This window comes from Bradyrhizobium niftali (assembly GCF_004571025.1).
GTDB classification, from domain to species: domain Bacteria; phylum Pseudomonadota; class Alphaproteobacteria; order Rhizobiales; family Xanthobacteraceae; genus Bradyrhizobium; species Bradyrhizobium niftali.
Map to the genome: position 1 here is coordinate 14226 of NZ_SPQT01000018.1, position 26772 is coordinate 40997.

Consider the following 26772-nt stretch of genomic DNA (forward strand, 5'->3'; position numbering starts at 1 on the left):
TCCGTTGGAAAGTACAGTAGGCGGACATGGCGCGTATCGTCGTGCTCGGCGCCGGGTTTGCAGGCCTGTGGGCGGCCATCGGTGCTGCACGCAAGCGCGACGAGGTCGGCGCTGCCGGCCGCGACATCGAGATCCGCATCGTCGACCGCAATCCCTACCACAACATCCGGGTACGCAACTACGAGCTCGACCTCAGCGAGGTCGCGCTTCCGCTTGGGCAATTGCTCGATCCGATCGGCGTCACTCACGGCATCGGCGAGGTCGAAGCCATCGATCCGGCACGGCACGAGATCTCGCTGGTCACGAGCGACGGCGAGGAGACCTTGGGCTACGACCGGCTGGTGCTCGCGCTCGGCAGCGAGGTGATGCGTCCCGACATTCCGGGCCTTGCCGACCACGCCTTCGACGTCGACACCTACATTGCGGCCCTGCGCTTGGAGGATCATCTCGTCTCGCTCGGGCGCAGCGTGCCGTCGCCGGGGCGTTCGACGGTCGTTGTGGTCGGCGCCGGCTTTACCGGCATCGAGGTCGCGGCCGAGATGCCGGACCGGCTGGCACGTGCCGGGATCACCGGCAGCCGCCGCATCATCCTGGTCGATCCCAATCCGACGGTCGGCGCCACCATCGGCGCGCATGCGCGTCCCGTCATCGAGACGGCGTTGTCGTCGCTCGACATCGAGACGCGCCTTGGCGCGCGTGTCGCATCGGTCGAGGCGGCCGGCGTGCACCTGAGCTCGGGCGAATTCATCGCGGCCCAGACGGTGATCTGGTGCGCTGGGCTACGCGCGAGTCGGCTGGCCACGAGCTTTCCGGGCGCGCGCGATCGCCTCGGGCGCCTTGTGGTCGATCCGTTCATGCGGGTTGCTGATCTGCGTGGCGTGTTCGCGGCCGGCGACGTCGCCTCCAGCGTGGTCGACGGACTGCATCCGACCGTGATGTCCTGCCAGTTCGCCCGCCCCATGGGCCGCTTCGCCGGCCACAATGTCGTGGCCGATCTCCTGCGCCTGCCGATGCTGCCGCTGCGGATCGACTGGTACGTCACCGTGCTCGATCTCGGCAGTTGGGGCGCGCTCTATACGGAGGGGTGGGATCGCGAGGTCCGCGCCACCGGCGCGGCCGCGAAGGCGACGAAGCAGACCATCAACCGCAAGCGCATCTATCCGCCGCTCAACGGGAGCAAGGAGGAGCTGTTCGCCGCTGCCGCGCCGACTGTGCAGGCGCCGCCGCCGACGTATGGGGTGGATAGGACGCGTTAGGAGTAGGAGTGCTCGGCTTCGATCGTTGTCTCGCGATCGCTCACGCCAATTTCGGTGTCATCGTCCGCCTTGTGCGCGATTGCGCACTGGGGCGGACGATCGAGTATTCCAGAGGCGATGAGATGATACGGAGGGGCCGCGGCGTGCTGGATTCCCCGTATTCGCGGGGAATGACAGTTGTGTTTGGAGCAGCATTGCTGGCTACATCCGCGCCGAATTCATTCCCGCAACACCACCCCAGACATGAGAAAGCGCCCGTGGGGGGCGGGCGCTTTCTGTAGTCGACTTGGGGTTGGGGTCGTCTACATATCCACGTGGCCTTTGGGGGGCTGGTAAAGAGCCGCGTGAATTCATAAAACTCGTCAGATCTCCTTAGCGAACGAGGGATGCGTTCGAGCTGGTGATAACAACCGGCTTGCCGGCCTTGATGACGCGAGCCGTCTGGGTCAGACCTTCATCCGAACCCGTGCGTGCCGTGATGCCGAAGCCTGCCACCGCGATCCCTGCGACGAGGGCTACGACCACGATCTTCAGGTGGGTCGAGCGATCTGCGCTGTAAATCGAGTGGTTCATGGAAGGCTCCTGCCGCCATCTACCCGAAGTAGTCGCCACCCTGTTGAGGCAGGTTCATGCTTCCGGTGCCCAACAACCTAGTATTGGGGGGATTCGTTCCCAAGGGGCGGTCACAAGAGCGTGAAAGGACGTGAAGGATCGCGATCAAAGGCGTCCTTCGATCGTGCAATTCTATAATTATTTCAAAGTCGTAACGTGCCTGTGAGGCGTCTTGTCCGCATTTGGTCGACAAGGCGCCAGGAACTCAAAAACCATTTGCCTGTGGCCGAAAAACACACGGCTTCTTAAGGCAAATCAGATGCTTCCGACCGTTTTCAGCCTCGCCCTGGGGTGGATTTCAGCCTGCGACAGCACCGTCGTCTGGGCCCGGAACCGCTCGACGAGAGAGCGTACGAAGGGACGAATTGCCGCAGACGTGACCAGCACCGGCGCCTCGCCTTCGCGCGCGGCGCGCTCGAACGCCTCGCGTACGGCGGTCATGAATTCCGACAGCTTCGAGGGCTGCATCGCGAGGCTGCGCTCCTCGCCCTGGCCGATGATGGATTCGGCGAAGGCCTGCTCCCAGCGCGCCGACAGCGCGATCAGCGGCAGATAGCCGTTGTAGGAGGTGTTCTGTGCGCAGATCTGCCGCGCCAGGCGGGCACGGACGTGCTCGACCATGGTGGCGGGATTGCGCGAGAAGGCGAGCGAGTCGGCGATGCCCTCGAGGATGGTGGAGAGATCGCGGATCGAGATGCGCTCGGCGAGCAGCAGCTGCAGCACGCGCTGGATGCCGGAGACCGTGACCTGTCCGGGGACGATGTCCTTGACCAGCTCGCTCTGCTCCTTCGGCAGCTCCTTGAGCAGCTTCTGCACCTCGCCATAGGAGAGCAGGTCCGACATGTTGGCCTTGAGCAGCTCGGTGAGGTGGGTCGAGAGCACGGTCGCGGCGTCGACCACGGTGTAACCCTTGAGCGAAGCCTCTTCCTTGAGACTGGCATCGACCCAGGTCGCGGGCAGGCCGAAGGTCGGCTCGGTGGTGTGGATGCCGGGCACCTGAACCTGGCTGCCGCCGGGGTCCATGACCATGAACTGGTTCGGCCAGATCTTGCCGGTGCCGGCGTCGACCTCCTTGATCTTGATGATGTAGGTGTTGGCTTCGAGCTGGACGTTGTCGAGGATGCGCACCGCCGGCATCACAAAGCCCATCTCGATCGCGAGCGAGCGGCGCAGCGCCTTGATCTGCTCGGTGAGGCGGTCGGTGCCGTCGGGGCCGTTGACGAGCGGCAGCAGCGCATAGCCGAGCTCGATCTTGAGGTCGTCGATCTTCAGCGCCGCCGAGATCGGCTCTTCGGTCGCAGCCGTGCCCGGCGCACCAGGCGTACCGGCAGTGGGCGCGGCCTTGGCAGCTTCGTCAGCCTTGGCGGTGGCGCGGTTGCGGTTGCGCGCGGTCCAGGCCAGCGCGCCGGCGCCGGCGCCGAGCGCGAGGAAGGGAATGGTCGGAATGCCCGGCAGCGCCGCCAGCACCAGCATGACGGCCGAGGACATCGCCAGCGCCTGCGGATAGCCGGAGAACTGCTTCATCAGCGCCTTGTCGGCGGCGCCGGAGACGCCGGCCTTGGAGACGAGCAGGCCGGCCGCGGTCGAGACGATCAGCGCCGGCACCTGGGTGACGAGGCCGTCACCGACTGTCAGCAGCGTGTAGCTGCGCCCGGCGTCGGCAAAGGACAGGCCCTGCTGCGCCACGCCGATGATCATGCCGCCGACGACGTTGATGAAGACGATCAGAAGGCCGGCGATGGCATCGCCGCGGACGAATTTCGAGGCACCGTCCATGGCGCCGAAGAAGCCGCTCTCGTCCTCCAGCGCCTTGCGGCGCTCCTTGGCGACCTTCTCGTCGATCAGGCCGGCGGAGAGATCGGCGTCGATCGCCATCTGCTTGCCCGGCATGGCGTCGAGGTGGAAGCGCGCGGCGACTTCGGCGATGCGGCCCGAACCCTTGGTGATGACGACGAAGTTGACGATGATCAGGATGGCGAAAACGATGATGCCGATGACGAAATTGCCGCCCATCACGAAGCTGCCGAAGGCTTCGATGACGTGACCGGCGGCATCCGTGCCCTCGTGCCCGTGCGACAGGATCAGTCGGGTCGAGGCCATGTTGAGCGACAGCCGCAGCATGGTCGAGATCAGCAGGATGGTCGGGAAGGCGGAGAATTCCAGCGGCGCCTGGATGAACAGCGACGTCATCAGGATCAGGATCGAGAGCGTGATCGAGATCGCCAGGAACAGGTCCAGCACGATCGCGGGCAGCGGCAGGATCAAGACCACCAGGATGGTGAGGATGCCGAGCGCGAGCGCGATGTCGCCGCGCTTGAGGATGTTGACGATCTCGGCAAGGGTCGGGACGCCGGCGTTTGTGCTCCCTACGCCCTGTCCCGCGGTGACGTCGACCATGGTAGCTGCCTCCCCGCGCGACTGCCGGCCGCGCGCCCCAAACGTCTGCGCGGCGGCCGAAGGGCCGCCGTTCCGAAAGTGAGGCACCGCACTGGCGTCCACGGGGGACCTCCCGTTTTACGCGGCTGACGACACTCGACTTCACCCGGCAATTCTTGCCGGGTGTATGGTTAGCAAAGGGTTAACGGAGGGTGCGGCAAGAGCGCGGGAGCGTGTTTCGGGCCTCCAGGGGTGTCATTCCGGGGCGCCCGGAGGGCGAACCCGGAATCCGTCGTGCTGCAGGTGTCGTGGGGAAATGGATTCCGGGCTCGCGCCAAGAGGCGCGCCCCGGAATGACGGCGTGGGTGGGAGCCCCCTACTTCGCCTTCTCCATCCTGGTCACCATGTACCCGGCGGCCGCCTCCTCGGCTTCGAAGGTGACCTTGTCGCCGACCTTCACCTGCTTGAGCAAAGCGGGGTCCTTGACGCGGTAGACCATGGTCATGGGCTCGTCCATGCCGAGGCTCTTGGCCGGTCCGTGCTTGAGCGTGATCTTGCCGGCGCTCTCGTCGATCTTCTTGACCTCGCCGCTGATCGAGGCGCCCTGCGCCGCGGCGGCACCGAAGGTCAGGCCGAGCGTCAGCGCGAGCGCGGCGGCGATGCGGGTGATCGATTTCATGGCTCTCTCCATTGCTTCACTTCACGGTGACGTGGCCGACCATGCCGTAGTCGCGATGGTCCGGGATCAGGCAGGAAAATTCGAACGTGCCGGCCTTGCTGAACTTCCAGAGGATCTCGGCCGTCTTGCTCGGGGCGAGCCGGACCCCGTTCGGGTCGTCGTGCTCCATGTGCGGATGTTTCTTCATCACCTCGGCGTGCGCGAGGTTCTCCTTGGTGCTGGCGAGCAGGAATTCGTGGTCTTCCTTGCCGGTATTGCGCAGCACGAAGCGGATCTGTTCGCCGCGTTCGACCGTGATGTTCGACGGCTCGTAGGACATCTCGCTCATCGCGATCTCGACGGTACGTGCGGGCTTCTTGGGATCACCGGGCTCGCCGGCCGAAAAGGTCGCATGACCGTGCTGGTCATGAGCAATGGCCGGCGCGATCGAAAGTGCAGCCAGCGCGAGTCCGAGTTTGATAGTCTTCTTCATCTTGTTCTCCAGTTGGTGGTTCATCGAAACGCTCACATCTTCATGTTCTTCATCGGCGGAGTGCCGCCCTGCTGCCGCGCCGGTTCCGCGGCCGGCGGCGTCACTTCGTAGGCGACGGTGCCTTGCGGGAATTTGTACGGGCCGGGATCGCGGTAATCGTCGCGCGCGAGGTCCTCGCGGATCTTCATCACCGTGAACATGCCGCCCATCTCGATCGGGCCGAACTGGCCGGTGCCGGTCATCATCGGCAGCGTGTTGTCGGGCGCGGGCATCTCCATGTTGCCCATCGCCATGCCGGTCGAGCCCATCGCCATGCTGTCGGGCGCGAGCTTGCCGACGGCCTTGGCGAGATCCTTGCGCGACACGCCGATCAGATTGCGCACCTCGTGCCCCATCGCGTTCATGGTGTGGTGCGACTTGTGACAGTGGAACGCCCAGTCGCCGGGATTGTCTGCGAGCACGTCGAACACGCGCACCGCGCCGACCGGCACGTCGGTGGTCGTCTCCGGATATTGCGCGCTCTCCGGAACCCAGCCGCCGTCGGTGCAGGTCACCGCAAAGCTGTGACCGTGCAGGTGGATCGGATGGTTGGTCATGCTGAGATTGCCGATGCGCACGCGCACCTTGTCGCCGAGCCGCACCGGCAAGGGATCGATGCCGGGAAACACCCGCGAATTCCAGGTCCACATGTTGAAGTCGGTCATCTCGTTGACCTGCGGCAGATAGGTGCCGGGATCGACCCGATAGGTGCTCATCACGAAGACGAAGTCGCGGTCGACGGGGCGGAAGCCCGGATCGCGCGGATGCACGACGACCATGCCCATCATGCCCATCGCCATCTGCACCATCTCGTCGGAATGCGGGTGGTACATGAAGGTCCCGCTCTTCTTCATCTCGAATTCGTAGACGAAGGTCTTGCCGGGCTCGATGTGCGGCTGATTCAGTCCGCCGACGCCGTCCATGCCGCTCGGGATGATCATGCCGTGCCAGTGCACGGTGGTGTATTCGGGCAGTCGGTTGGTGACGAAGACGCGGACCTTGTCGCCCTCGACCGCCTCGATCGTCGGCCCCGGCGACTGGCCGTTATAGCCCCACAGGTTCACCTTCATGCCTTCGGCGAACTCGCGCACCACGGGTTCGGCGACGAGGTGGAATTCCTTCCAGTCGCCGTTCATGCGGAACGGCAGCGACCAGCCGTTCAGCGTGACCACGGGGCGATAGTCGGGGCCGCTGGTCGGATGCAGCGGCGGCTGCATCACCACCTTGTCCATATGAGGTGCTTCCGGAATCGACGCGGCCTGGACGCGGCCGCTGATGGCCGACGCGCTGGCAAGCGCCGCTGTGCCCAAAAATCCTCGGCGGGAATACATGCTGGCCTCCGTCTCAGTGGCCGCCATCGGCAGGCGCTGCCGCGGCGATGGTGGTTGAATTGTCGCCGCCGGCCGCAGGGGCGCCGCCACCGTTGATGGCGGTCTGCAGGTCGGCCTGGGCGAGGAAGAAGTTTTGCCTGGCGTCGATGGCGCCGCGCAGTGACGCGAGGCGCTGCCGCGCTTCGGTCAGCAGCGCAAAGATGTCGACCTGCATGCTGGAGAAGCGAAGCTGCATCTCCTCGGTAATGATCTTGCGCAGCGGCAGGATCTCGCGCTGATAGTGGCTGGCGATATCGTAGGTCGACCGGTAGGCGCGATAGGCGTCGCGCGCCTCGGAGCGAACATTCACGGCACGCTCGGTCAGGCGGTTGAAGGCGAGGTTGTAGGTCTCCGCCGCCTGCCGCATGCGCACCTCGCCGCCGTCGAAGATCGGGATCTGGAACTGCACGTCAAAACCGCGTTCGCGGAACGGCGGGCCCTCCGGATCCTGCGTGCGGCGGGAGATGCCGGCGAGATCGAGCAGCGTCACGAAGCGCGTCGCCTCGGTGAGATTCAACGACTTCGCCAGCGCCGTCAGCTCGAGCCGCGCGATCTGCAGGTCGATGCGATGGGCAACCGCGTCGGCTTCGATCGAAGGCAGTGCCTGCGGCCGGCGCGGCAGCGGCGGCAGCTGGTTGGGCAGGCGGAAATCGAGGCCGTCGTCCCACAGCCCCATCAGCCGCGCGAGCCTTTCGCGTGCGCTGGTTGCCGACTGCCGCGCGGTTGCGAGGTCGGCGGTGGTCTCGGCGTAGAACACCTGTTCGCGGGCCTGGTCGAGCTTGTTGATTGAGCCGGTCTCGCCGAGCTTGACCGCAAGCTGTGCGGTCGATTCCGCCGTCGCCTTCGCGTCCGTCAGCAGCACCACCATCTCGTTGCCGGCGACTGCGCGGAGATAAGCGCGCCGCACGTCCGCGGCGAGCCGCAGCGTCGCCAGCGCCGCACGCAATTGAGCCTGGCGGAAGCGGTCGCGGGCGATCTCGGAGCGGAACGGCAGGGTCGCCAGCGCCAGGATGTCGCCGACCACCTGGCGCTCGATCTCGCTGGCGCCATTGCCCGTGATCCGCGAGACCGAGAACACGGGATTGGGCGGCAGGCTCTGCTCCACCAGTTCGGTCTCGGACAGCGCCAGCTCGTTATAGGCGCCTTGGAGCCCCTTGTTGTTGAGCAGCGCTATCTGGACGGCGGTCTCTGCGCTGAGTGTCCGCGAGAGCAGCAGGCGAACGCGTGCATCGACCGCGCCGGCTCCGTCGGCCGACCGCACGAAGGCGACGTCCTTGTTGATGGTCTGGCTGGTCAGGTCTGAGACCGCCGTCATGCCGCTGTCGGGCGAGAATGCGGCGCAGCCGGAAAGGCCGAGCGCAATGAGGACGAGCAGGCCCCGCGCAAAATGGTGTGTCATGGCGGGTTCCTACCGGTCTTGCTTCGGCTGCGGCGTGACGGCGTCGTTGCGGTCGCGCCATGGCGCCGGCGTCGCAGGCCGCAGGCTGGTATAGGGCGCGACGGTCGGCCGATAGCCGACAGGCGCGACCTTCGTCGCCGGATCGGCAGGATCGGCACCGGCGAGCTGCGTGGCTGCCGGCATGCAGCCTGACAACGCCAGTGCTATCGCGGCCAGCAGCGGCCAATGAAATGAGAAGTGTCGTCCACGCGCCGCGGATGCGGCGGCGGACTTCGCCCCGGAAAGCGTAAGCATGATTCATCCCTGATCTGTCTTGAGACCACAGGTTCGCGCGCGCGGACGCGCGCTAGGCCTGACGTCGTCGCGTCAGATCAGGCGATGGGAGGACGGTAGAGAAGGGGCGGCGCCGCGCTGTACAGGCTGACCACGATCTCGGGCGCGCAGGCGGAGATCGGCTGAAGCGGCTTGGCGACGACAGGCAGATCGGCCGGCAGCGCACTCACGCACATCATCGCGCAGCACGGGCCCACTGTCCCCTTGCCGTCATGATGATGCGGAGCAGGAGCGTCCTGCGCCGCGGTCTGGGGATGCGCATGCGGTCCGGCGTGGTCATGCGGCACGCCGTCATGCATGTGGCCGGCCTGCATCTGATGATGCACCGGCACGAGATCGGCGAGGAGCGGGTCGTCGAGGCACGGCGCCGGACCGCTGCCCCAGGCAAGGCTTGCGGCCGGCGCGAGCACGCAGAACAGATAGGCGAGGGCGATGATTCGCCCCACCCTGATCCGCATCGATCGTGTCAATCGCAACAGCATCCGCCGATAGGCTCCTCGCGCGGCAGTCTTGCACACGCAGATTGCAAACTAATGGCAAAACGCGCATCCGCCAAGCATCTTCTTACCGCAGTGCACCGCGCATGCCCAATATCACGCCACGAAGCTTGACCGTGTTCCGATCCGCGGGCCATGGTCCGGCCCGTGCACGCCCCAAATCATCCCGGACACACCTCAGACTCATTCAGCCCTGATTCCCGTCAGGCCTGGGTGCGGCTCGTCATTGCGCTTCTGATCGGCTCGATCGGAGGCGTCGGCATGTGGGCGATCGTGGTCATGATTCCCGCGGTCCAGGCCGAATTCGCCGCCACGCGCGGCGCGGTGTCGCTGGCGTTCACCCTCATGATGTTCGGCTTCGGGCTTGGCGGCGTGATCGCCGGCAAGATCACCGACCGGTTCGGCATCGTGCCGGCGATGGCGATCAGCATCGCCTTCCTCGGCGTCGCCAACGTGCTCGCGGGCCTGTCTGGTCAGCTCTGGCAATTCGTGGCGGCGTATTTCCTGATCGGGCTAGGCACCTCGGCGACCTTCGCGCCGCTGATGGCGGAGGCCTCGCACTGGTTCGAGCGCTATCGTGGCCTCGCCGTGACCATCGTCGCGAGCGGCAATTATTTCGCCGGCACGATGTGGCCTCCGATCGTGAGCTGGGGCATGCAGTCGATCGGCTGGCGCCACACCCATATCGGCATCGGCCTCGTCTGCGTGGGCCTGATGACGATCCTGGTGCTGGTGCTGCGCGCGCAGATGGGCCACGACCATGTCCGCGACCATGCCAATGCGCCGCCGCCGAGGGTCGATCTCAAGCTCTCGACCAACACGCTGACGGTGCTGCTCTCGATCGCCAGCATCTCCTGCTGCGTCGCCATGGCGATGCCGCAGGTGCATATCGTCGCCTATTGCGGCGATCTCGGCTATGGCGTGGCGAGGGGCGCCGAGATGCTGTCTTTGATGATGGCCTGCGGCATCGTCAGCCGGATCGGCTCGGGCTTCCTCGCCGACAAGATCGGCGGCGTCCGCACGCTACTGGTCGGGTCGCTGGCGCAGGGCTTTGCGCTGGTGTTCTACCTGTTCTTCGACAGCCTCGCCTCGCTCTACCTGATCTCCGCGATGTTCGGCCTGTTCCAGGGCGGGATCGTGCCGAGTTACGCCATCATCGTGCGCGAGGCGATGCCCGCAGGCGAGGCGGCGACGCGCGTCGGCATCGTGATCTTCGCCTCGGTGTTCGGCATGTCCTTCGGCGGCTGGGTGTCGGGCGTCATCTTCGATGCCACCGGCTCGTATGCCGCGGCGTTCGCGAATGGCGTGGCCTGGAACGCGCTCAATATCGCCATCGTCGTGCTGCTGCTGATCCGCTCGCGGATGGGTTCGGTCAAGACCGGTTTTGCAACTTAAACTGCTTGTCCCGCCTTTAGGAGCGAGCAGCCGGTGATCTTGTAGCTGCCGTCCGCCTGTTGCTCGAGCGTGTACAGAGCTTCCCAGGCTTCGCCATTGGCATCGACGATGTGGACGCGCTGCGCGATCCAGTTACCCTCGTTCTTGCTCTCGCCAAATTCAAAACTCTTGTGACGATAGACAGGGGCGTAGCCGTTCTGCACCATGGACATGAAGATGTCGGGGGCGGGGAATATCTCCTTGATCGCCGGTGCGGCATAGGAATAGGCGGCCGTGGCATCGTCGCGCGCAAAAGCCTGTTCCTGGGCGCGGATGACGCCTTGCGCGGCGGTGACATCGTCGGCGAATGCTGAGACGGAGCTGAAGATAATACCGAGAGCCACGAGCAGGGCGGCAATGCGCATGACAGGCTCCGCGTTCAAATTCCGGCGATGCTGATCCTAGCACGACCCTGGCAAGATACGGACGCGCTATCGCTTCCGTTTCACCGCCGACTTCGCGGGCTTGGCGCTGCGCGCCTTGGGCTTGCCGGTCGGCTGCACCCGCAGCCCGTCCACGAATACGTCGAGCATCCGCAGCACCGAGGATTGCCAGCCGGGCTGGTCGTGCATGTAGCACATGCCGATCAGAGCCCTGAGCAGGTCTTCCGGGCTGACATCGGCGCGCATCTCGCCGGCCGCGACCGCGCGGTCGAGCAGCGAGCCGATCGCCTTGGTCAGCCTGTCCATCGAGAAGGCCGCAAGTTCCGACGAGCTCTGGAACGTCAGCGCCAGCGCCGCCGACATGCCTTTTTTGGTGGCCACGAATTCGACGCCGGAACGTAGCCAGCGCCGCAGTGCGTCAACCGGGTCCTTCGCAATCTTCAATTGCTCGGCGAGCTCGCTGAGCTGCTCGACCTCACGCCGGTACACCGCCTCGAACAGATCCTCGCGCGTCGGGAAATGCCGATAGAGCGTGCCGATGCCGACGCCGGCACGCTTTGCCACCGCCTCCAGGCTCGCTTCCGGACCTCCCGCGTTGAATACGGCCTTGGCCGCCTCGAGCACGCGTTCGCGATTGCGCACGGCATCGGCGCGGGGCTTTCGGGTCTGGTCGGTGTGGTCGTCCATGCCCGCAATGTAGATCACGAATTGGTTAGATTGAACCCTTGCAGGGCTGCATCGCGTTGGTGGCGCATGGGCTTTTGACGATTTCCAAAAATTTTTCCGCGGCCCTTGTTAAGCGGAGGGTGCCTCCGTATCTTCGCTGGGATGTTGGCCGGCTTCCGCCTGGCCAGCGCAAGTCGACGGCGGCCACGGCGGTGGCGCGCTGCGCGATCACTCATGTCCATATCTGATCGGAGCCTTGTATGAACCACTCCATCAGCCTCACCGTGAACGGTGCGCGGCGCGACTTCGTCCTCGACGATCCGCGCGTCACGCTGCTCGATCTCCTGCGTGAGCGCCTCCATCTGACCGGAACCAAGAAGGGATGCGACCGCGGCCAGTGCGGCGCCTGCACCATTCTCGTCGACGGCAAGCGCATCAATTCCTGCCTCGCGCTGGCCATCAGCCATGACGGCGCCGATATCCTCACCATCGAAGGCGTCGCGCGCGGCGACCAGCTCCACCCGGTGCAGGCCGCCTTCATCGCCCATGACGGATTCCAGTGCGGCTTCTGTACGCCCGGCCAGATCATGAGCGCGATCGGCATGATGCGCGAGGCCCAGGCCGGCGACGATCCCGAACGCATCCGCGAATGCATGAGCGGCAATCTCTGCCGCTGCGGCGCCTATGCCGGCATCGTCGATGCGGTGCGCGAGGCGCAAGAACGCATGGACGAATCCAATCAGAGGCGCTCCGCATGAAACCGTTCGATTATGTCAGGCCGGCCACGGTTGCCGAGGCCGTTGCCGCCGCCGCCCAGCCGGGCGCGACCTATCTCGCCGCCGGCACCAATTTGCTCGATCTGATGAAGGGCGGCGTCAGCCGTCCGGATCGCCTGGTCGATGTCACGCATCTCGAGGGGCTCGACGGAATCGAGCATCTCGCCGACGGGTCGTTGCGCATCGGCGCGCTGGTCAGCAACGCCGATCTCGCGCACGATGCCGGCTTCGCAAGGTCCTATCCGGCGGTCGCCGAAGCGCTGCTCTCCGGCGCATCCGCGCAACTGCGCAATGCCGCGACCGTGGGCGGCAATCTGCTGCAACGGACGCGCTGTGCGTATTTCTATGACACGGCGAGCCGCTGCAACAAGCGCGAGGCGGGCAGTGGCTGCGACGCCCGCGACGGCGAGAACCGCGCCCATGCCGTGCTCGGCTGGAGCGAGAGCTGCATCGCCACGCATCCCTCGGATTTCTGCGTTCCCCTGGTCGCACTCGATGCCATCATCGAGATCGAGGGCAGGAACGGCCGTCGCGAGATCGGGCTGGACGAACTGCATCGCCTGCCCGGCGATACGCCTCAGCGCGAGTCCGCGCTCGAACCCGGCGACCTGATCACGGCGGTGCGTCTGCCGCCTGCGGCACGCGACTTTGCGGCGCATGCGCGCTACCTCAAGGTTCGCGAGCGTACCTCTTACGCCTTTGCCGTCGTCTCGGCCGCCGCTGCGTTGCAGATCGAGAACGGCAAGATCAAGGAGGCGCGGATCGCGCTCGGCGGCGTTGCCGCAAAGCCCTGGCGTGCGCGCACCGCGGAAGACGTTCTCAAGGGTGTTGCGCCAACGGCCGACGCCTTCCAGGAAGCCGCCTGGCGCGCGCTCACCGACGCAAAACCGTCCGGCGACAACGCCTTCAAGATCGAGCTCGCCCGCCGCATCGTCGTGCGCGCGCTGACCCTCGCCGCCGCCGGTACGCCGGCGCGCCTGCCGGCGCTGCCGGCCTCTCCCTTTGCCTCGACCTCCGGAGCCATCCATGCCTGAGCTTAATCTCACCAGCGCTCCCGCCAATCTGCGCCACGGCTCGAACATCGGCCAGCCGCTGACCCGGCGCGACGGCATCCTCAAGGTCAAGGGGCAGGCGACCTATGCCGCCGACAATCATCCGCCCGGCATGCTGTTTGCGGTGATGGCGGTCTCGAGCATTTCGCGCGGCCGCGTGGCCTCGCTCGATGTCACGGCTGCCAAGCGCCATCCCGGCGTCGTCGACGTGATGACATCAGACCACAAGCCGCCGCTCGCGGTCGACCCGGAGATCAAGACCAACCCGTTCGTGTTCCGGATGGAGGTGCTGCAGAGCGACGAGGTCCGCTACGCCAACCAGCCGATCGCCGTCGTGATCGCCGAAACGCTGGAGGCCGCGACGGAAGGTGCGGTGCTGCTGGCGCCGCGCTACGAGACGCTGCCTGCGCTCGTCGGCCTCGATGCCGGCAAAAGCTTCGTGCCGCCGGTCGTCGGCGTCGGCAACCCGACGGAAAATCGCCACGGCGATGTCGAGGCGGGGCTTGCCTCGGCCGAGAAGCAGATCGACGCGACTTACGAGACGCCGCCGCAATATCACAACGCCATGGAGCCGCATGCGATCGTGGCCAGCTGGGACGGGGACAATCTGTCGGTCGACATGCCGACCCAGGGCCTGATGCTGTCGCTCGGGCGCATCGCCGAGCTGTTCGGCATCGCGCCGGACAAGATCCACATCCGCAGCCCGTTCCTCGGTGGCGGCTTCGGCTCCAAGGGATTCTTGGCCGGGCCGCAGACCCTCGGCATCATGGCGGCCAAGCTCGTCGGCCGGCCCGTGAAGCTCGTGCTGCGCCGTGAGCAGATGTATGGCCCGGTCGGCCATCGTGCGCCGACGCGCCAGCGGCTGCGCATCGGGGCCGACGGCGAGGGGCGCCTGACCGCGCTCGATCATCATGCGAGGACCGTGTCGAGCACGTTCGACGATTTCTACGAGCCCGCGGCCGATGCCTCGCACACGCTCTATGCGAGCCTTGCGATCCGCACTTCGCACGATGCCGTGCGCGTCAACACCGGCACGCCGCTGTTCATGCGCGCCCCCGGCGAGGCGACCGGGTCGATCGCGCTGGAAAGCGCGATCGACGAGATGGCCTGGGCCTGCGGCATCGATCCGCTCGCGTTCCGTCTGAGGAACTACGCCGAGGTCGAGCCGATCACGGGAAAGCCATTCTCATCCAAGGCGCTGCGTGCCTGCTACGAACAGGGCGCCGCACGCTTCGGCTGGGCCAAGCGCTCGCTCCAGCCGCGGCAAATGCGCGACGATGCCGGTCATCTGGTCGGCTGGGGCATGGGCACCGCGACCTTCCCGGCACTGATGTTCCAGGCGGAAGCGCGCGCGGCGATCCGTCGCGACGGCACCGGCGCGATGGAGATCGGCGCGCACGACATGGGGCAGGGCGCCTGGACGGCACTCGCCCAGATCGCAGCCGACGGTCTCGGTCTCGATATCGACCACGTCGAATTCAAGGCCGGCACGTCGGACCTGCCCGACGCCGGCATTGCCGGCGGCTCGGCGCACACGGCGACCGCGGGCGCTGCGATCCACAGCGCCGGCGCGGCCGTGATTGCAAAGCTCGCCGATCTCGCCACCAATGACGAGCGCTCGCCGCTGTTCGGAGCGGGCAATGCCGGCGTGGTCGCGCGTGACGGAAAGCTGTTCCGGCGCGACGACGAGAGTCGCGGCGAGAGCTATGCCGAGATCCTCGCGCGTGCCGGCGTCGCGGAGGTCGAGGCGCGCGGCACCGGCGCGCCGAATCCCGCGGCGATGGAGGAGTATGCGATGCACGCCCATGGCGCGGTGTTCGCGGAGGTGAAGGTCGATCCCGAACTCGGCCAGGTCCGCGTCACGCGCATGGTCGGCGCCTTCGCCGCGGGGCGCATCGTCAATCCGCATCTGGTGAAGAGCCAGCTGTTCGGCGGCATGATCTGGGGCATGTCCTTTGCGCTGCACGAGGAAGCCATCACCGACCGCCGCAGCGGCCGGATCATGAACGCCAATCTTGGCGAGTACCACATCCCCGTGAATGCCGACGTGCCGCCGCTCGACGTGATCACGGTCGAGGAGCACGACCCGCATGTGAATGCGCTCGGCATCAAGGGCGTCGGCGAGATCGGCATCACCGGCAGCGCCGGCGCAGTCGCCAACGCCGTCTGGCACGCGACCGGCGTGCGGGTGCGGCGTTTTCCGATCCGGATCGAGCAATTGCTGACGCAGTCTTGAACGCTGCGGCGATGTCAAATGAGAGCCGCGCGGAGAAGGCCGCGCGGCCAGCGACCCGCGTCGCAGCGTCAGTTCATCTTCCGACGCAGGGCCTTGATCGCCTCTCGCTGCGTCTCGATGTATTGGGCGATGGCCTCGCGCAGCTCGCGCGAGTGGAGCTTATCGGCATCGCGCCGAACTTCGTCGAGCGCGGCTTCTGCATTGGCGAGCGTGATCTTCATCGGCAAGCCCTGTTACGAAGCGGCCCCGGAATGCCTAGGAGTCCGGGGCCATAACCTCAGCACCTTTGCGCCAGGCTGCTCGGCTACGGTTCGTAATATATAGCGGCTCGGCTCGCCGAAATTGAGATGGCTCAAGCTCCGTAAGATACCGGGCCGTCCGTAACATTCCGGGGGATCTTGATGTGCGTCAAAATGTCGGCGGCGTGCAGGCCGAGATCACTTCGCACGGCTTGCCGCCGACGCAGCGGAAGCGATGCGGGCGGCGGCTCTCGAAATAATAGGCATCGCCGGGATTGAGGATGCGGCGCTCGTCCTCGACCGTGACTTCGAGCTTGCCCGAGATCACGATGCCGCCTTCCTCGCCGTCATGGACGAGATGCACGCGCCCGGTGTCGCTGCCGGGCTCGTAGCGCTCCTTCAGTATCTGCAGGCTGCGGCCGAACAGATTGTCGCCGATCTGCCGGTACGAGATCGGCTTCTTGCCGACTTCGGTCAACTCCTCGGAGCGATAGAAGATCTTGCGCCGTGACTCCGGCTCCAGCGCGAAGAACTCGGCGAGGCCCATCGGGATCCCGTCGAGGATGCGCTTGAGCGCGCCGACCGACGGGTTCATCTGGTTGGATTCGATCAGCGAAATCGTCGAATTGGTGACGCCGGCGCGCTTGGCAAGCTCGCGCTGCGACAGCTTCTGGCGCGCCCGGATGAATCGCAGCCGTCCACCGATGTCGACGCTCATGCCCCTGGTCCCTGTTGCATGTGTTGCGGATCGCGCAAATATGGACCAGCGGCCCCAGTAAAATCAATGGCTTGCAGCTCACCAGAAAAGGACTTGTTGCGCCTTGGAAGCCGTGCCTCTGCTAGCAGGTCAGCAAAGGAGCGCGGCCGTGACCCTTCATCAGATTCCGAACACCATCAAGACCGACTCGTTCTGGATGCCGTTCACGGCCAACCGGCAGTTCAAGAAGGCGCCGCGCCTGTTCTCCTCGGCCGAGGGCATGCACTACACCACCGTCGACGGCCGCAAGGTGATCGACGGTTCCGCCGGTCTCTGGTGCGTCAATGCCGGCCACGGCCGCAAGCAGATCGCCGCCGCGGTCGAGCGGCAGCTGATGACGCTGGACTTCGCGCCCACGTTCCAGATGGGCCATCCGCTGGCGTTCGACTTCGCCGAGCGGCTCGCCGAGATCGCGCCGAAGGGCCTCGACCGGATCTTCTTCACCAACTCCGGCTCCGAGTCGGTCGACACCGCGCTCAAGATCGCGCTCGCCTATCATCGCGCCAACGGCCAGGCGAGCCGCACCCGCCTGATCGGCCGCGAGCGCGGTTATCACGGCGTCGGCTTCGGCGGCACGTCGGTCGGCGGCATGGTTGCCAACCGCCGCGCCTTCGCGACCCTGCTGCCGGGCGTCGACCACATTCGCCACACCCATGATCTCAGCCGCAACGCCTTCGCCAAGGATCAGCCGGAGCATGGTGCCGAGCTCGCCGACGATCTCGAGCGCCTGGTGGCCTTGCACGGCGCCGAGACGATCGCCGCCGTCATCGTCGAGCCGGTGCCCGGTTCGACCGCAGTGCTGCCGCCGCCGAAGGGCTATCTCCAGCGCCTGCGCGAGATCTGCGACAAGCACGGCATCCTCCTGATCTTCGACGAGGTCATCACCGGCTTCGGCCGCCTTGGCACGCCGTTCGCCGCCAACTTCTTCGGCGTCACGCCGGACCTGATGACGACGGCCAAGGGCATCACCAATGGCACCATTCCCTGCGGCGCGGTGTTCGCCAGCCGCAAGATTCACGACGGCATGATGGTCGGCCCCGAGAACCAGATGGAGCTGTTCCACGGCTACACCTACTCCGCGCATCCGACCGCCTGCGCCGCGGGTATCGCGACGCTCGACATCTACAAGGACGAGGGCCTGCTCACGCGCGGTGCCTCGATCGCCGAATACTGGCGCGATGCGCTGCATTCGCTGAAGGGCCTGCCCAACGTCGTCGACATCCGCAATTGCGGCCTGATGGGCGCGGTCGAGCTGTCGTCGCGTGACGGCGCGGTCGGCGCGCGCGGCTACGACGTGATGGTCGACTGCTTCAATCGCGGCCTGTACTTCCGTATGAGCGGCGACTCCTTCGCGCTGTCGCCGCCGCTCATCGTCGAGAAGAGCCACATCGACGACATCGTGTCGATCCTGGGCGACGCCATCAAGCGGGTGGCCTGATAATTGCTCTCGCCGTTGCGAGTGGTTTCCTTGCAGCGGCGAGCGTGATGCCGCAGGAGTTTGACGAAGCGTGAAAGTTCTGATCCTCGGCAGCGGTGTCATCGGCGTCACCTCGGCCTACTACCTTGCGCGTGCCGGCCACGAGGTGACGGTCGTCGACCGTCAGCCGGAGCCGGCACTGGAGACATCCTTCGCCAATGCCGGCGAGGTGTCGCCCGGCTATTCCTCGCCCTGGGCCGGGCCCGGGGTGCCGGTGAAGGCGGTCAAGTGGCTCTTGATGAAGCACGGCCCGCTGGTGATCCGGCCGAAGCTCGATCCCGTGATGTGGGTCTGGCTGCTCAAGATGCTGCGCAACTGCACCAGCGCGCGCTACGCGGTCAACAAGAGCCGGATGATCCCGATCGCGGAATACAGCCGCGACAGCCTGCGCGACCTGCGCCGCGACATCGGAATTCAATATGACGAGCGCTCGCAGGGCACGCTCCAGCTGTTCCGCTACCAGGCGCAGCTCGACGGCACCGGCGAAGACATCGCCGTGCTCAAGCAATATGGCGTGCCCTTTGAGGTGCTGAGCCGCGAGGGCTGCATCGCGGTCGAGCCGGCGCTCGCCGGCGTGAAGGAGAAGTTCGCCGGCGGACTTCGCCTGCCGCAGGACGAGACCGGCGACTGCCACATGTTCACGCAGGCGCTGGCCAAGCACGCCCAGGCGCTCGGCGTGCGCTTCATGTTCAACACCGGCATCGACCGCATCGTCACCGACGGCGCGCGCGTCAGCGGCGTCGCGACCAGCGCCGGCCTGTTGCAGGCCGACGCCTACGTCCTCGCGCTCGGAAGCTGGTCGTCGCGGCTCGTTGCGCCGCTCGGCATCTCGCTGCCGGTCTATCCGGTGAAGGGCTATTCGATCACGGTGCCGATCAAGGACGCCTCGGGCGCGCCGGAATCGACCGTGATGGACGAGAGCTACAAGGTCGCGATCACGCGCCTCGGCAATCGCATCCGTGTCGGCGGCACCGCCGAAATCTCGGGCTATTCGAGCAAGCTCTATGATGCGCGCCGCGCCACCCTCGATCACTCCTTGACCGAACTATTCCCGCGCGGCGGCGATCTCTCGAAAGCGACGTTCTGGAGCGGCCTGCGCCCGATGACGCCGGACGGCCCGCCGGTGATCGGCCCGACCCAATACGCCAACCTCCACCTCAACACCGGCCACGGCACGCTCGGCTGGACCATGTCCTGCGGCTCGGGACGGGTGCTCGCGGACATGCTGTCGGGCAAGAAGCCGGACATCGACGTCAGCGCGCTGACGGTGGACCGCTACGCACACCGGTTCGGCTAAAGCTCTATCCGCTCGTCATTGCGAGGAGCTCTTGCGACGAAGCAATCCAGAGTGTCTCCGCGGTGAGAGTCTGGATTGCTTCGCTTCGCTCGCAATGACGGTGTGGAGGCAGCGCGCACTTATTCTATTCCCGTCACCCTGAGGTGTGAGCTGCGTGGCGCAAGAGCGCCGTGCGGCGAGCCTCGAAGGGCGACGGCCCGGCTGCATCGGGGCCGCTCATCCGTCGAGGCTCCCCATGTGGCGCGTCGCGCCTCATGGCTCGCACCTCAGGATGACGGGACGGAGAGTGTTTCCGTGGAAGGAGGGCTTACCCCGCGCCCGTCACGCAATTCACCCACAGCACCACCGCCTTCGCATCCTGCGCCGGATTGGAAAACCGGTGCGGCCTGCGGCTCGCAAATCGAAAGCTGTCGCCGGTCTTCAGCGACCAGGTCTCGCTGTCCACCGTCAATATCATCTCGCCCTCGAGCACGAGGCCGGCTTCTTCGCCATCATGGGTGTAGAGTTCGTCGCCCGCGGAGCCGCCGGGATCGATATGCACCAGGAACAGGTTGAGCCGGTTGTCGCTGCCCGCAGCGCTCAGCAATTGTTTCGAAATTCCGTTGCGCCAGAGTTTCAGTTCCGGCCGCTGAAGCCCGCGCGTCACCACCTGGTCGGAGGCACCTTCGGAACTTGGGCTGGCACCGAACAAAGCGGCTAGGCTGACGCCGAGCACGTCGGAGAGCGTTGTCAGCACGCGCAGCGACGGCGACGACAGGCCGCGCTCGATCTGGCTGAGGAAACCGATCGACAGGTCCGTGCGCGCGGCGACCGTTTCCAGCGAGAATTGCCTGACGCGCCTGATATCGCGGATGCGGCGGCCGACCGCGACATCCATCGCGGGCTCGGCCGGCTTGGTGACGGCCTTGGCCGGCACCTTCTTGGCCTTCAGCTTCCTGGCCGGCTTTGCGGCGGCCGGTTTGCGCATTCTTTTGCCACCGCTCACGTCAAACCGCTTCCTTCATGTGCATGAAAACCGCTTGCATCATCTGCGAAAGTGTGACCAAATTTTCATATTGGTGAAAATAGGCCGAAACGGCTTGGCCCGCAACGTCTGCGATCAAGACATCTGCGAGCGCCGCCGTCGGCCGGACCCAAGGGGGATGCGATGGCGTTGAAGCGTTTTGGTCTGGCCGCGTTCGCGGCGCTCGCGATGGCAGCGGTGATGCCGGCTTCGGCGCAGCAGGTGCTGAAGGTCGGCTCGACGCCGACAGGCATTCCCTTCACCTTCCTCGACACCAAGACCAACACCATCCAGGGCATCATGGTCGACATCGTCACCGAAGTCGGCAAGGACGCCGGCCTCAACGTGCAGATCGAGCCGATGGCGTTCTCGGCGCTGATCCCGTCGCTGACCTCGAGCAAGATTGACATCATTGCGGCTGCGATGTTCATCACCGCGCCGCGCAAGGAGGTCATCGACTTCTCCGATCCGATCTACACCTACGGCGAAGGCCTGGTGGTCCCGAAGAGCGACACCAAGGCCTATGCCACGCAGGATGATCTGAAGGGCGAGACGGTCGGCGCCCAGGTCGGCACCGCCTTCGTCGATGCGCTGAAGAAGTCCGGGCTGTTCGCCGACGTCAAGGCCTACGACACCATCCCGGACATCCTGCGCGACGTGAACACCGGTCGCCTCAAGGCCGGCTACGCCGACTATCCGATCCTCGCCTACAATCTGAAGCAGGGCGGCTTCCCCGAGGTGCGTCTCGTCGATGGCTACAAGCCCGTCACCGTCGGCTCGGTCGGCATTGGTGTGCGCAAGGGCGAGACGGCGCTGCTCGGCAAGATCAACGCTTCGCTGGTAAAGCTGAAGGCCAACGGCACCATCGACAAGATCCTCGAGAAGTGGGGTCAGAAGGCGCAGGGTTGACGACAGAGGCTGGTAAGGCTGTCCGATGAAAGGTTTCTGGCACGACGCGGCCGAGTTCTTCCCGATCCTGATGAGCGGCGTCGCGCTGACGATCATTGTCACCATCGGCTCGCTGCTGCTCTCGACGGTGCTGGGTCTGATCTGGGCGATGATGCGGGTCTCCGGCATCAAGGTGCTGTCGATGCTCAGCGCCAGCCTGATCAACGTGATCCGGGGCATCCCGATCATCGTGCTGTTGTTCTACCTCTATTTCGTGATGCCCGATCTCGGCGTGACGCTCTCCGCGTTGCAGGCCGCGATTCTCGGGCTCGGCATCGCCTATTCGGCCTACCAGGCGGAAAACTTCCGCGCCGGCATCGAGGCGATCGACAAGGGCCAGATCGAGGCGGCGCAGTCGATCGGCATGGGCTGGTGGCTGACGATGCGCCGCGTGGTGCTGCCGCAGGCGGTGCGCATCGTGCTGCCTCCTTACGGCAACGTCATGATCATGATGCTGAAGGATTCCTCGCAAGCCTCCACGATCACAGTCGCTGAGCTCGCCCTGCAGGGCAAGCTGATTGCGTCCTCGACCTTCAAGAACACCAATGTGTTCACGCTGGTCGCGCTGATGTACCTCACCATGAGCATTCCGCTGATCCTGCTGGTCCGTCACTTCGAAAAGCGGGCGGGCAAGAAATGATCGAGCTCACTGACGTTCACAAGAGCTTTGGCCAGAACGAGGTGCTCAAGGGCATCACGGCCTCCGTGCAGAAGGGCGAGGTGGTCTGCATCGTCGGCCCCTCCGGTTCCGGCAAGTCGACCATTTTGCGTTGCATCAACGGGCTGGAAAGCTACGACCGCGGCGAGATCAGTGTCGAAGGATTGAAGGTCGACCGCGATGCGGCGTCGATCGTGAAAGTTCGCACCCAGGTCTCGATGGTGTTCCAGCGCTTCAACCTGTTTCCGCATCGCACGGTGCTGGAGAACGTGGTCGAGGGGCCGCTCTATGTGAAGAAGGAGCCGCGTGCGCAGGTGCTCGAGCGCGGCCGCGTGCTGCTTGCCCAGGTCGGCCTCGCTGAGAAAGCCGACGCGCACCCGCCGCAGCTGTCCGGCGGCCAGCAGCAGCGCGTCGCGATCGCACGCGCGCTCGCGATGCAGCCCAAGGCCATCCTGTTCGACGAGCCGACCTCGGCGCTCGATCCCGAGCTCGTCGGCGACGTCCTTGGCGTGATGCGCAAGCTCGCCGACGACGGCATGACCATGGTCGTCGTCACCCATGAGATGGGTTTTGCGCGCGACGTCGCCGACCGCGTGCTGTTCATCGACGGCGGCGTCATCGTCGAGCAGGGGCCGGCCAAATCGGTGCTCAACCAACCCCAGCACCCGCGCACGCAGGATTTCCTGCGCCGCGTGCTGCATCCGCTCTGATCGGTCTTCGCCATGACTGCGCGCCTGCCCCTGCCGCCATCGCTTTATGCCGACACCGCCGTGGCGCCGGTCGCCACGCCGCCGCTCGACGTCGACAAGACCGTCTCCGTCGCGATTATCGGCGGCGGCTACACCGGCCTGTCCACCGCGCTGCATCTCGCGGAGCAGGGTGTCGAGGCCTTGGTGCTGGAGGCGCAGGAGCCGGGCTGGGGCGCGTCCGGCAACAATGGCGGCCACACCAATCCCGGCTTGAAGCACGACCCCGATCAGATCGAGGCCGATTTCGGCACTGAACTCGGCCGTCGCATGATCGAGTTCTCGTACGGCACCACCAATTTTACCCACGAGCTGATCCGTCGCTACCAGATCCCGTGCGAGGCGCGGCAGAACGGAACGCTGCGTGCGGCCTATAACGAGGCCAGTGCCGCCGCGATCGAGAAGACCGCGCAGCAATGCATCCGCCGCGGCATGCCGGTGACATATCTGGATCGCGAGCAGCTGCGCGAGATGACCGGCACCGACCGCTATATCGGCGCCATGCTGGACACGCGCGGCGGCGATCTGCATCCCCTCAGCTACGCTCGCGGTCTCGCGCGCGCCGCGATCTCGGCGGGCGCGAAGGTGCATGGCGAGACGCCGGCGCTGTCGCTGCGCCGCGACGGTGCGCATTGGCGCATCGAGACGCCGCGCGCGGTCGTTCGTGCAGACAAGGTGCTGCTCGCCACCAACGGCTTCACCGATGATCTCTGGCCGGCGCTTCGCCGCACCATCGTTCCGGTGTTCTCCTCGATCGTCGCCTCCGCGCCGCTCTCCGACGAGGTCGCCCGTTCGATCATGCCGACGCGTCCCGTGCTCTACGAGAGCGGCCACATCACGGTCTATTACCGCATCGACCAGCACAACCGCCTCTTGATGGGCGGCCGCGGCCCGATGCGCTGGATCAACTCGCCGTCGGATGTCGCCTATCTCATCCGCTACGCCGAGCGGTTATGGCCGCAACTCAAAGGCGTCGCCTGGACCCATGGCTGGAACAGCCGGCTCGCGATCACCACGGACCACTATCCGCACGTGCATGAGCCCGCCGAAAGCATCCTGATCTCGCTCGGCTGCAACGGCCGCGGCGTCGCGCTCTCGACCGCGATGGGCGCGCAGCTTGCCCGCCGCCTGATCGGCGGCGCCAGGGCCGAGATCGACATGCCCGTCACCGGCATCAAGCCGATCCCGATGCATGCATTCTGGCCGGTCGGGGTAACGACCGCGGTCATCACAGGGCGCGTGCGGGACCGTCTCGGTATATGAAGAAGGCGCCGCCTCGTCAGGGCGGCGCCTTGCAGGAATTGCAGATCGCGTCAGCAGCGGCCCTGCTTCCACAGTCCGGGCGGGCACCCGTAACCGCGCCAGCCGACCTTGCGTCCATGCGACCATCCGGGCGGCGTGCCATGGTAATGATGGCCCATCGCGTGGCCATGACCGTGCCCGTGTCCCTGCCCGCCCTTGGCCAGGGCAGGGCTGGTAAATGTGAGGCCGGCCGCAATAATCAGCGATGCGGCGAGCGCAAGTTTCTTCATCGTGTCCTCCACAGGGGCGAGCGCACTTGTCCATTCAATGAACGGACGGTGCGTAGGTAAGTTCCCTGCGAATGTGGAGGAGTCGTGACGCTCAGGATTCGGCGACCGCGTCAGCCCACGGGTGGAAGATCTCGACTGCGCCAGAATTCGTGTCGCCGTCGCGCATGACCACGCTCGGGCAGGCGAACTTCATCGGCACGGCCTGCACCTGCGTCTCCTCATAGTCGAAGCGGGCCGCAAGCGCCTTGCGTGTGTCCGTCGGCAGCCTGATATCGCCGATCACGACCGCGCCCTCGCTGGCGTCGATGCGCGGCTGATGGATCGCCGCGTCGAGGTCCATGCCGAAATCCATCGCGAAGGATGCGAGCTGCATCACCGCGGGCAGGATGCGGCGGCCGCCGGAGGCGCCGATGGCGAGACGCTTGCCGACCCCGGTCTCGGCGATCACGGGCGTATAGTTGGTGAGGCAGCGCTTGCCAGGTGCGAGCGAGTTGGTGGTTCCCGGCGTCGGATCGAACCACATGATGCCGTTGTTCATGGCGATGCCGGTGTGCGGCGTCACGTATTTCGAGCCGAAGGACGAGAGCAGCGTCTGCGTCACCGCGGCGATATTGCCGTGGCGGTCGACGACGGAGAAATGCGTGGTGCAGGCCGGTGCCAGATATTCGGCGCCGAGCGAGCGCTTGCCGTCGGCATCGCCCATGTCCTTGAGCCGCTCGCGATAGGCCGCTTGCAGTGCGAGCGCATATTCGGCGTAGGCCGCCGCATCCGGCGCGGCGCCCGGCTTCAGATTCTGCTGCAACAGGCGCAGCGCATGTGCCATCGTCGGTCCGGCCGTGAGCTCCGGCGTCGCAAACACCTTGCCGCCGCGATAGGGAATCGCCAGCGGCTCGCGCGGATGGGCGCGGAATGCGGCGAGATCCTCCACCGACAGCGAGCCGCCGTCGGCCTTGATGTCGGATGCGATGCTCTTGGCGAGATCGCCCTCGTAGAAATCGCGCGGTCCGGCTTCGGCGAGGTGAGCCAGCGTCGCCTTCAACTTGTCCTGCGGCAGCCGCGTCTCGAACTTGATGCCCCACGGTGCACTCGGCGGCAGGCCGTCCTTCAGGAACGCCGCTGCGCTTGCGGGATAACGCCGGAGATCGGCCGCCGAGCTTGCGATCGTCAGTGTGGTCCACCAATCTGCCAGCAGGCCTTCGCCGGCGAGTGCGGCGGCCGGCGCGACCAGGTCTTTCCACGGCAGTTTGGCGTGGCGGCGATGCGCTTCCTCCATGCCGGCAACGACGCCGGGCACGGCGATCGCGCCGGGGCCATGGACGTTGCGGTCGTCCTTCACCCGCGGCCAGGGAAAGAGATCGGAGGCTGCGCCTTCGCCGCTGAGCGGATAGTCCGCGACGCGCAGGCTCTGCGGCGCGCACATGCCGTAGTCGATCACCTCGTAGCGATTTTCCCTGGCGCGGTAGAGCACCATCGCACCGCCGCCGCCGATGCCGCTGTTCCAGGGCTCCAGCACGTTCAGCGCCATGGTGGTCGCGACGATCGCGTCGACGCAATCGCCACCCGCCGCCAGCACTTGCGCCCCCACTTCGGCGGCCCGGCGCGACTGCGCGGCGACGATGCCGCCCTTGGTCTTGACGGCAGGCTTGCGGACGGTTTGGGCGAGGCTGAACTGGTGAGGCATGATGCGGTCTTGTGTCTGTCTTCGGTGGACTTGTCTTCGTGGACTTGGCTTCGTTGCGCCGACTTGAGGGCTCCGCAATTGGCGAAGCGCGCGGACAATGGCACATTGCGGCCAACGAGAACATCCAATGGGAGAAGCGGCATGGCTGGTGTGAAACAGGCGCGGGATGGCGCGGTCGGGATCTTGACGCTGGACGAGCCGGCGAGCCTGAACGCGATGACGCCGGACCTGCTAGGCGCGCTGGCGGTCGCCGTCGGCGAGATGACGCAGGACGAGGGTGTTCGTGCGCTGATCCTCACCGGCGCCGGGCGCGGCTTCTGCTCGGGACAGAATTTGAAGGCCTCCGCAGCGCTCGGCGAGGACATCGCGGCCGGCGTGATGCGCTTCTACTGGCCGGCCTTCAGGGCGTTGCGTGAATGCGCTGTGCCCGTCGTCGTCGCCGTCAACGGGGTGGCGGCCGGCGGCGGCTTCAGCCTCGCGATGGCCGGCGACATGATCGTCGCGGCGCGGTCGGCGAGCTTCATCCAGGTGTTCAGCCGCATCGCGCTGGTGCCCGATCTCGGCTCGACCTGGCTGTTGCCGCGGCTGATCGGCCGCCAGCGTGCGCTCGACCTACGAGGCCCAGTTCCGCCGCGAGATCGAGCTTCAGGCCACGATCCGCAAGGGCCCAGACGCGATCGAAGGCCGCAACGCCTTTGTCGAGAAGCGTAATGCGAGATTTACGGGGAGATGAGGACCTGCCGCCACGTCGTCGCGGCCGGGCATCGCCGTCCGAAGGACGGCGTCGCTTCCGCTCGCCTACGTCCCGGCTATCCACGTTCTTCTGACGTGAGGGCCAAGACGTGGATGCCCGG

Annotated in this window: 27 protein-coding genes; 12 read left to right on the top strand and 15 right to left on the bottom strand. The window is 66.0% G+C overall.

The genetic code is table 11. The features are described from left to right. The first annotated feature begins 26 nt into the window (after window positions 1–26). Window positions 27–1256: an NAD(P)/FAD-dependent oxidoreductase gene (locus tag E4K65_RS27455; RefSeq protein ID WP_135176776.1), complete on the top strand. Its 1230-nt coding sequence runs from the start codon at window positions 27–29 to the stop codon at window positions 1254–1256. Between the two features lie 372 nt (window positions 1257–1628). Here the strand turns inward: E4K65_RS27455 and E4K65_RS27460 are convergent, their stop codons facing one another. The 8 genes from E4K65_RS27460 to E4K65_RS27495 all read right to left on the bottom strand — a co-directional run bounded on the left by E4K65_RS27460 (window position 1629) and on the right by E4K65_RS27495 (window position 9018). Next, window positions 1629–1829 (bottom strand): hypothetical protein, encoded by a 201-nt coding sequence (locus tag E4K65_RS27460; protein WP_011084994.1) that lies wholly within the window; start codon window positions 1827–1829, stop codon window positions 1629–1631. Window positions 1830–2123: 294 nt separating this feature from the next. Beyond that, window positions 2124–4265 (bottom strand): flagellar biosynthesis protein FlhA, encoded by a 2142-nt coding sequence (flhA, locus tag E4K65_RS27465; protein WP_167771199.1) that lies wholly within the window; start codon window positions 4263–4265, stop codon window positions 2124–2126. 355 nt (window positions 4266–4620) lie between these two features. Next, window positions 4621–4923, bottom strand: a complete 303-nt coding sequence (locus tag E4K65_RS27470; protein ID WP_167771200.1) for a copper-binding protein — start codon at window positions 4921–4923, stop codon at window positions 4621–4623. Window positions 4924–4939: 16 nt separating this feature from the next. Next, the gene (locus E4K65_RS27475) at window positions 4940–5395 is read right to left on the bottom strand and encodes a cupredoxin domain-containing protein (protein ID WP_167771201.1); all 456 of its coding nucleotides are present in this window, start codon (window positions 5393–5395) and stop codon (window positions 4940–4942) included. Window positions 5396–5427: 32 nt separating this feature from the next. Next, on the bottom strand, window positions 5428–6765 hold the full coding sequence (locus E4K65_RS27480) for a multicopper oxidase family protein (RefSeq protein ID WP_135176780.1): 1338 nt from the start codon (window positions 6763–6765) through the stop codon (window positions 5428–5430). A gap of 13 nt (window positions 6766–6778) precedes the next feature. Beyond that, complete coding sequence (locus tag E4K65_RS27485) at window positions 6779–8203, bottom strand: TolC family protein (protein ID WP_135176781.1); 1425 nt, start codon at window positions 8201–8203, stop codon at window positions 6779–6781. A gap of 9 nt (window positions 8204–8212) precedes the next feature. After that, window positions 8213–8497, bottom strand: a complete 285-nt coding sequence (locus tag E4K65_RS27490) for a hypothetical protein (RefSeq protein ID WP_135176782.1) — start codon at window positions 8495–8497, stop codon at window positions 8213–8215. Window positions 8498–8574: 77 nt separating this feature from the next. After that, a complete protein-coding gene (locus E4K65_RS27495) occupies window positions 8575–9018 on the bottom strand; it encodes a hypothetical protein (RefSeq protein WP_167771202.1) in 444 nt (147 codons plus the stop codon). A gap of 150 nt (window positions 9019–9168) precedes the next feature. Between E4K65_RS27495 and E4K65_RS27500 the strand changes: the two genes are divergently transcribed. Then, the gene (locus E4K65_RS27500; protein ID WP_135176783.1) at window positions 9169–10428 is read left to right on the top strand and encodes an MFS transporter; all 1260 of its coding nucleotides are present in this window, start codon (window positions 9169–9171) and stop codon (window positions 10426–10428) included. Here the strand turns inward: E4K65_RS27500 and E4K65_RS27505 are convergent. Continuing rightward, window positions 10425–10832, bottom strand: a complete 408-nt coding sequence (locus E4K65_RS27505; protein ID WP_135176784.1) for a DUF4864 domain-containing protein — start codon at window positions 10830–10832, stop codon at window positions 10425–10427. The genes E4K65_RS27500 and E4K65_RS27505 overlap by 4 nt on opposite strands. A gap of 66 nt (window positions 10833–10898) precedes the next feature. Then, complete coding sequence (locus E4K65_RS27510; protein WP_209312094.1) at window positions 10899–11537, bottom strand: TetR/AcrR family transcriptional regulator; 639 nt, start codon at window positions 11535–11537, stop codon at window positions 10899–10901. Between the two features lie 239 nt (window positions 11538–11776). Between E4K65_RS27510 and E4K65_RS27515 the strand changes: the two genes are divergently transcribed. The 3 genes from E4K65_RS27515 to E4K65_RS27525 are packed head-to-tail and all read left to right on the top strand — an operon-like array spanning window position 11777 to window position 15580. Continuing rightward, window positions 11777–12274: a (2Fe-2S)-binding protein gene (locus E4K65_RS27515; protein WP_027549523.1), complete on the top strand. Its 498-nt coding sequence runs from the start codon at window positions 11777–11779 to the stop codon at window positions 12272–12274. Next, a complete protein-coding gene (locus tag E4K65_RS27520; RefSeq protein ID WP_135176786.1) occupies window positions 12271–13326 on the top strand; it encodes an FAD binding domain-containing protein in 1056 nt (351 codons plus the stop codon). The genes E4K65_RS27515 and E4K65_RS27520 overlap by 4 nt, the downstream gene beginning before the upstream one ends. Further along, the gene (locus E4K65_RS27525; RefSeq protein ID WP_135176787.1) at window positions 13319–15580 is read left to right on the top strand and encodes a xanthine dehydrogenase family protein molybdopterin-binding subunit; all 2262 of its coding nucleotides are present in this window, start codon (window positions 13319–13321) and stop codon (window positions 15578–15580) included. The genes E4K65_RS27520 and E4K65_RS27525 overlap by 8 nt, the downstream gene beginning before the upstream one ends. Before the next feature lie 68 nt (window positions 15581–15648). On the opposite strand, the gene E4K65_RS47570 is transcribed toward E4K65_RS27525, so the two are convergent. Further along, window positions 15649–15801 (bottom strand): hypothetical protein, encoded by a 153-nt coding sequence (locus tag E4K65_RS47570; RefSeq protein WP_167771203.1) that lies wholly within the window; start codon window positions 15799–15801, stop codon window positions 15649–15651. 187 nt (window positions 15802–15988) lie between these two features. Continuing rightward, the gene (locus E4K65_RS27530; protein ID WP_135176788.1) at window positions 15989–16537 is read right to left on the bottom strand and encodes a cupin domain-containing protein; all 549 of its coding nucleotides are present in this window, start codon (window positions 16535–16537) and stop codon (window positions 15989–15991) included. A gap of 148 nt (window positions 16538–16685) precedes the next feature. Between E4K65_RS27530 and aptA the strand changes: the two genes are divergently transcribed. Both aptA and E4K65_RS27540 read left to right on the top strand, forming a co-directional pair. Further along, window positions 16686–18014: an omega-aminotransferase AptA gene (aptA, locus tag E4K65_RS27535; RefSeq protein ID WP_167771204.1), complete on the top strand. Its 1329-nt coding sequence runs from the start codon at window positions 16686–16688 to the stop codon at window positions 18012–18014. Window positions 18015–18084: 70 nt separating this feature from the next. Then, entirely contained in the window at window positions 18085–19350 is a 1266-nt protein-coding gene (locus E4K65_RS27540; protein WP_135176789.1) for a D-amino acid dehydrogenase, read from the top strand. Window positions 19351–19657: 307 nt separating this feature from the next. On the opposite strand, the gene E4K65_RS27545 is transcribed toward E4K65_RS27540, so the two are convergent. Next, window positions 19658–20317, bottom strand: coding sequence for a helix-turn-helix domain-containing protein (locus E4K65_RS27545; RefSeq protein WP_167771205.1), 660 nt, complete (start codon window positions 20315–20317; stop codon window positions 19658–19660). A gap of 180 nt (window positions 20318–20497) precedes the next feature. Between E4K65_RS27545 and E4K65_RS27550 the strand changes: the two genes are divergently transcribed. From E4K65_RS27550 to E4K65_RS27565, 4 genes are read left to right on the top strand one after another with little or no spacing between them, the layout of a single operon-like run. Then, a complete protein-coding gene (locus tag E4K65_RS27550; protein ID WP_135176791.1) occupies window positions 20498–21262 on the top strand; it encodes an ABC transporter substrate-binding protein in 765 nt (254 codons plus the stop codon). A 25-nt stretch (window positions 21263–21287) separates the two neighbouring features. Next, on the top strand, window positions 21288–21941 hold the full coding sequence (locus E4K65_RS27555; protein WP_027549516.1) for an amino acid ABC transporter permease: 654 nt from the start codon (window positions 21288–21290) through the stop codon (window positions 21939–21941). Further along, complete coding sequence (locus tag E4K65_RS27560; RefSeq protein WP_135176792.1) at window positions 21938–22669, top strand: amino acid ABC transporter ATP-binding protein; 732 nt, start codon at window positions 21938–21940, stop codon at window positions 22667–22669. The genes E4K65_RS27555 and E4K65_RS27560 overlap by 4 nt, the downstream gene beginning before the upstream one ends. A gap of 12 nt (window positions 22670–22681) precedes the next feature. Further along, window positions 22682–23968: an NAD(P)/FAD-dependent oxidoreductase gene (locus E4K65_RS27565; protein WP_135176793.1), complete on the top strand. Its 1287-nt coding sequence runs from the start codon at window positions 22682–22684 to the stop codon at window positions 23966–23968. Between the two features lie 50 nt (window positions 23969–24018). Here E4K65_RS27565 and E4K65_RS27570 read toward each other — a convergent pair whose 3' ends face one another. Both E4K65_RS27570 and E4K65_RS27575 read right to left on the bottom strand, forming a co-directional pair. Next, entirely contained in the window at window positions 24019–24237 is a 219-nt protein-coding gene (locus E4K65_RS27570; RefSeq protein ID WP_167771206.1) for a hypothetical protein, read from the bottom strand. 91 nt (window positions 24238–24328) lie between these two features. Continuing rightward, window positions 24329–25918: a gamma-glutamyltransferase family protein gene (locus tag E4K65_RS27575; protein ID WP_135176795.1), complete on the bottom strand. Its 1590-nt coding sequence runs from the start codon at window positions 25916–25918 to the stop codon at window positions 24329–24331. A 141-nt stretch (window positions 25919–26059) separates the two neighbouring features. Between E4K65_RS27575 and E4K65_RS27580 the strand changes: the two genes are divergently transcribed. Continuing rightward, a complete protein-coding gene (locus tag E4K65_RS27580; protein WP_235885741.1) occupies window positions 26060–26629 on the top strand; it encodes an enoyl-CoA hydratase-related protein in 570 nt (189 codons plus the stop codon). The last annotated feature ends 143 nt before the right edge of the window (window positions 26630–26772 follow it).

What these genes read in the sequence shown, in the direction of transcription:
- E4K65_RS27455 (WP_135176776.1), top strand. Translation starts at nt 27, where the DNA reads ATGGCGCGTATCGTCGTGCTCGGCGCCGGGTTTGCAGGCCTGTGGGCG.
- E4K65_RS27460 (WP_011084994.1), bottom strand. Translation starts at nt 1,829, where the DNA reads ATGAACCACTCGATTTACAGCGCAGATCGCTCGACCCACCTGAAGATC.
- flhA (WP_167771199.1), bottom strand. Translation starts at nt 4,265, where the DNA reads ATGGTCGACGTCACCGCGGGACAGGGCGTAGGGAGCACAAACGCCGGC.
- E4K65_RS27470 (WP_167771200.1), bottom strand. Translation starts at nt 4,923, where the DNA reads ATGAAATCGATCACCCGCATCGCCGCCGCGCTCGCGCTGACGCTCGGC.
- E4K65_RS27475 (WP_167771201.1), bottom strand. Translation starts at nt 5,395, where the DNA reads ATGAAGAAGACTATCAAACTCGGACTCGCGCTGGCTGCACTTTCGATC.
- E4K65_RS27480 (WP_135176780.1), bottom strand. Translation starts at nt 6,765, where the DNA reads ATGTATTCCCGCCGAGGATTTTTGGGCACAGCGGCGCTTGCCAGCGCG.
- E4K65_RS27485 (WP_135176781.1), bottom strand. Translation starts at nt 8,203, where the DNA reads ATGACACACCATTTTGCGCGGGGCCTGCTCGTCCTCATTGCGCTCGGC.
- E4K65_RS27490 (WP_135176782.1), bottom strand. Translation starts at nt 8,497, where the DNA reads ATGCTTACGCTTTCCGGGGCGAAGTCCGCCGCCGCATCCGCGGCGCGT.
- E4K65_RS27495 (WP_167771202.1), bottom strand. Translation starts at nt 9,018, where the DNA reads ATGCTGTTGCGATTGACACGATCGATGCGGATCAGGGTGGGGCGAATC.
- E4K65_RS27500 (WP_135176783.1), top strand. Translation starts at nt 9,169, where the DNA reads ATGGTCCGGCCCGTGCACGCCCCAAATCATCCCGGACACACCTCAGAC.
- E4K65_RS27505 (WP_135176784.1), bottom strand. Translation starts at nt 10,832, where the DNA reads ATGCGCATTGCCGCCCTGCTCGTGGCTCTCGGTATTATCTTCAGCTCC.
- E4K65_RS27510 (WP_209312094.1), bottom strand. Translation starts at nt 11,537, where the DNA reads ATGGACGACCACACCGACCAGACCCGAAAGCCCCGCGCCGATGCCGTG.
- E4K65_RS27515 (WP_027549523.1), top strand. Translation starts at nt 11,777, where the DNA reads ATGAACCACTCCATCAGCCTCACCGTGAACGGTGCGCGGCGCGACTTC.
- E4K65_RS27520 (WP_135176786.1), top strand. Translation starts at nt 12,271, where the DNA reads ATGAAACCGTTCGATTATGTCAGGCCGGCCACGGTTGCCGAGGCCGTT.
- E4K65_RS27525 (WP_135176787.1), top strand. Translation starts at nt 13,319, where the DNA reads ATGCCTGAGCTTAATCTCACCAGCGCTCCCGCCAATCTGCGCCACGGC.
- E4K65_RS47570 (WP_167771203.1), bottom strand. Translation starts at nt 15,801, where the DNA reads ATGAAGATCACGCTCGCCAATGCAGAAGCCGCGCTCGACGAAGTTCGG.
- E4K65_RS27530 (WP_135176788.1), bottom strand. Translation starts at nt 16,537, where the DNA reads ATGAGCGTCGACATCGGTGGACGGCTGCGATTCATCCGGGCGCGCCAG.
- E4K65_RS27545 (WP_167771205.1), bottom strand. Translation starts at nt 20,317, where the DNA reads ATGCGCAAACCGGCCGCCGCAAAGCCGGCCAGGAAGCTGAAGGCCAAG.
- E4K65_RS27550 (WP_135176791.1), top strand. Translation starts at nt 20,498, where the DNA reads ATGGCGTTGAAGCGTTTTGGTCTGGCCGCGTTCGCGGCGCTCGCGATG.
- E4K65_RS27555 (WP_027549516.1), top strand. Translation starts at nt 21,288, where the DNA reads ATGAAAGGTTTCTGGCACGACGCGGCCGAGTTCTTCCCGATCCTGATG.
- E4K65_RS27560 (WP_135176792.1), top strand. Translation starts at nt 21,938, where the DNA reads ATGATCGAGCTCACTGACGTTCACAAGAGCTTTGGCCAGAACGAGGTG.
- E4K65_RS27565 (WP_135176793.1), top strand. Translation starts at nt 22,682, where the DNA reads ATGACTGCGCGCCTGCCCCTGCCGCCATCGCTTTATGCCGACACCGCC.
- E4K65_RS27570 (WP_167771206.1), bottom strand. Translation starts at nt 24,237, where the DNA reads ATGAAGAAACTTGCGCTCGCCGCATCGCTGATTATTGCGGCCGGCCTC.
- E4K65_RS27575 (WP_135176795.1), bottom strand. Translation starts at nt 25,918, where the DNA reads ATGCCTCACCAGTTCAGCCTCGCCCAAACCGTCCGCAAGCCTGCCGTC.
- E4K65_RS27580 (WP_235885741.1), top strand. Translation starts at nt 26,060, where the DNA reads ATGGCTGGTGTGAAACAGGCGCGGGATGGCGCGGTCGGGATCTTGACG.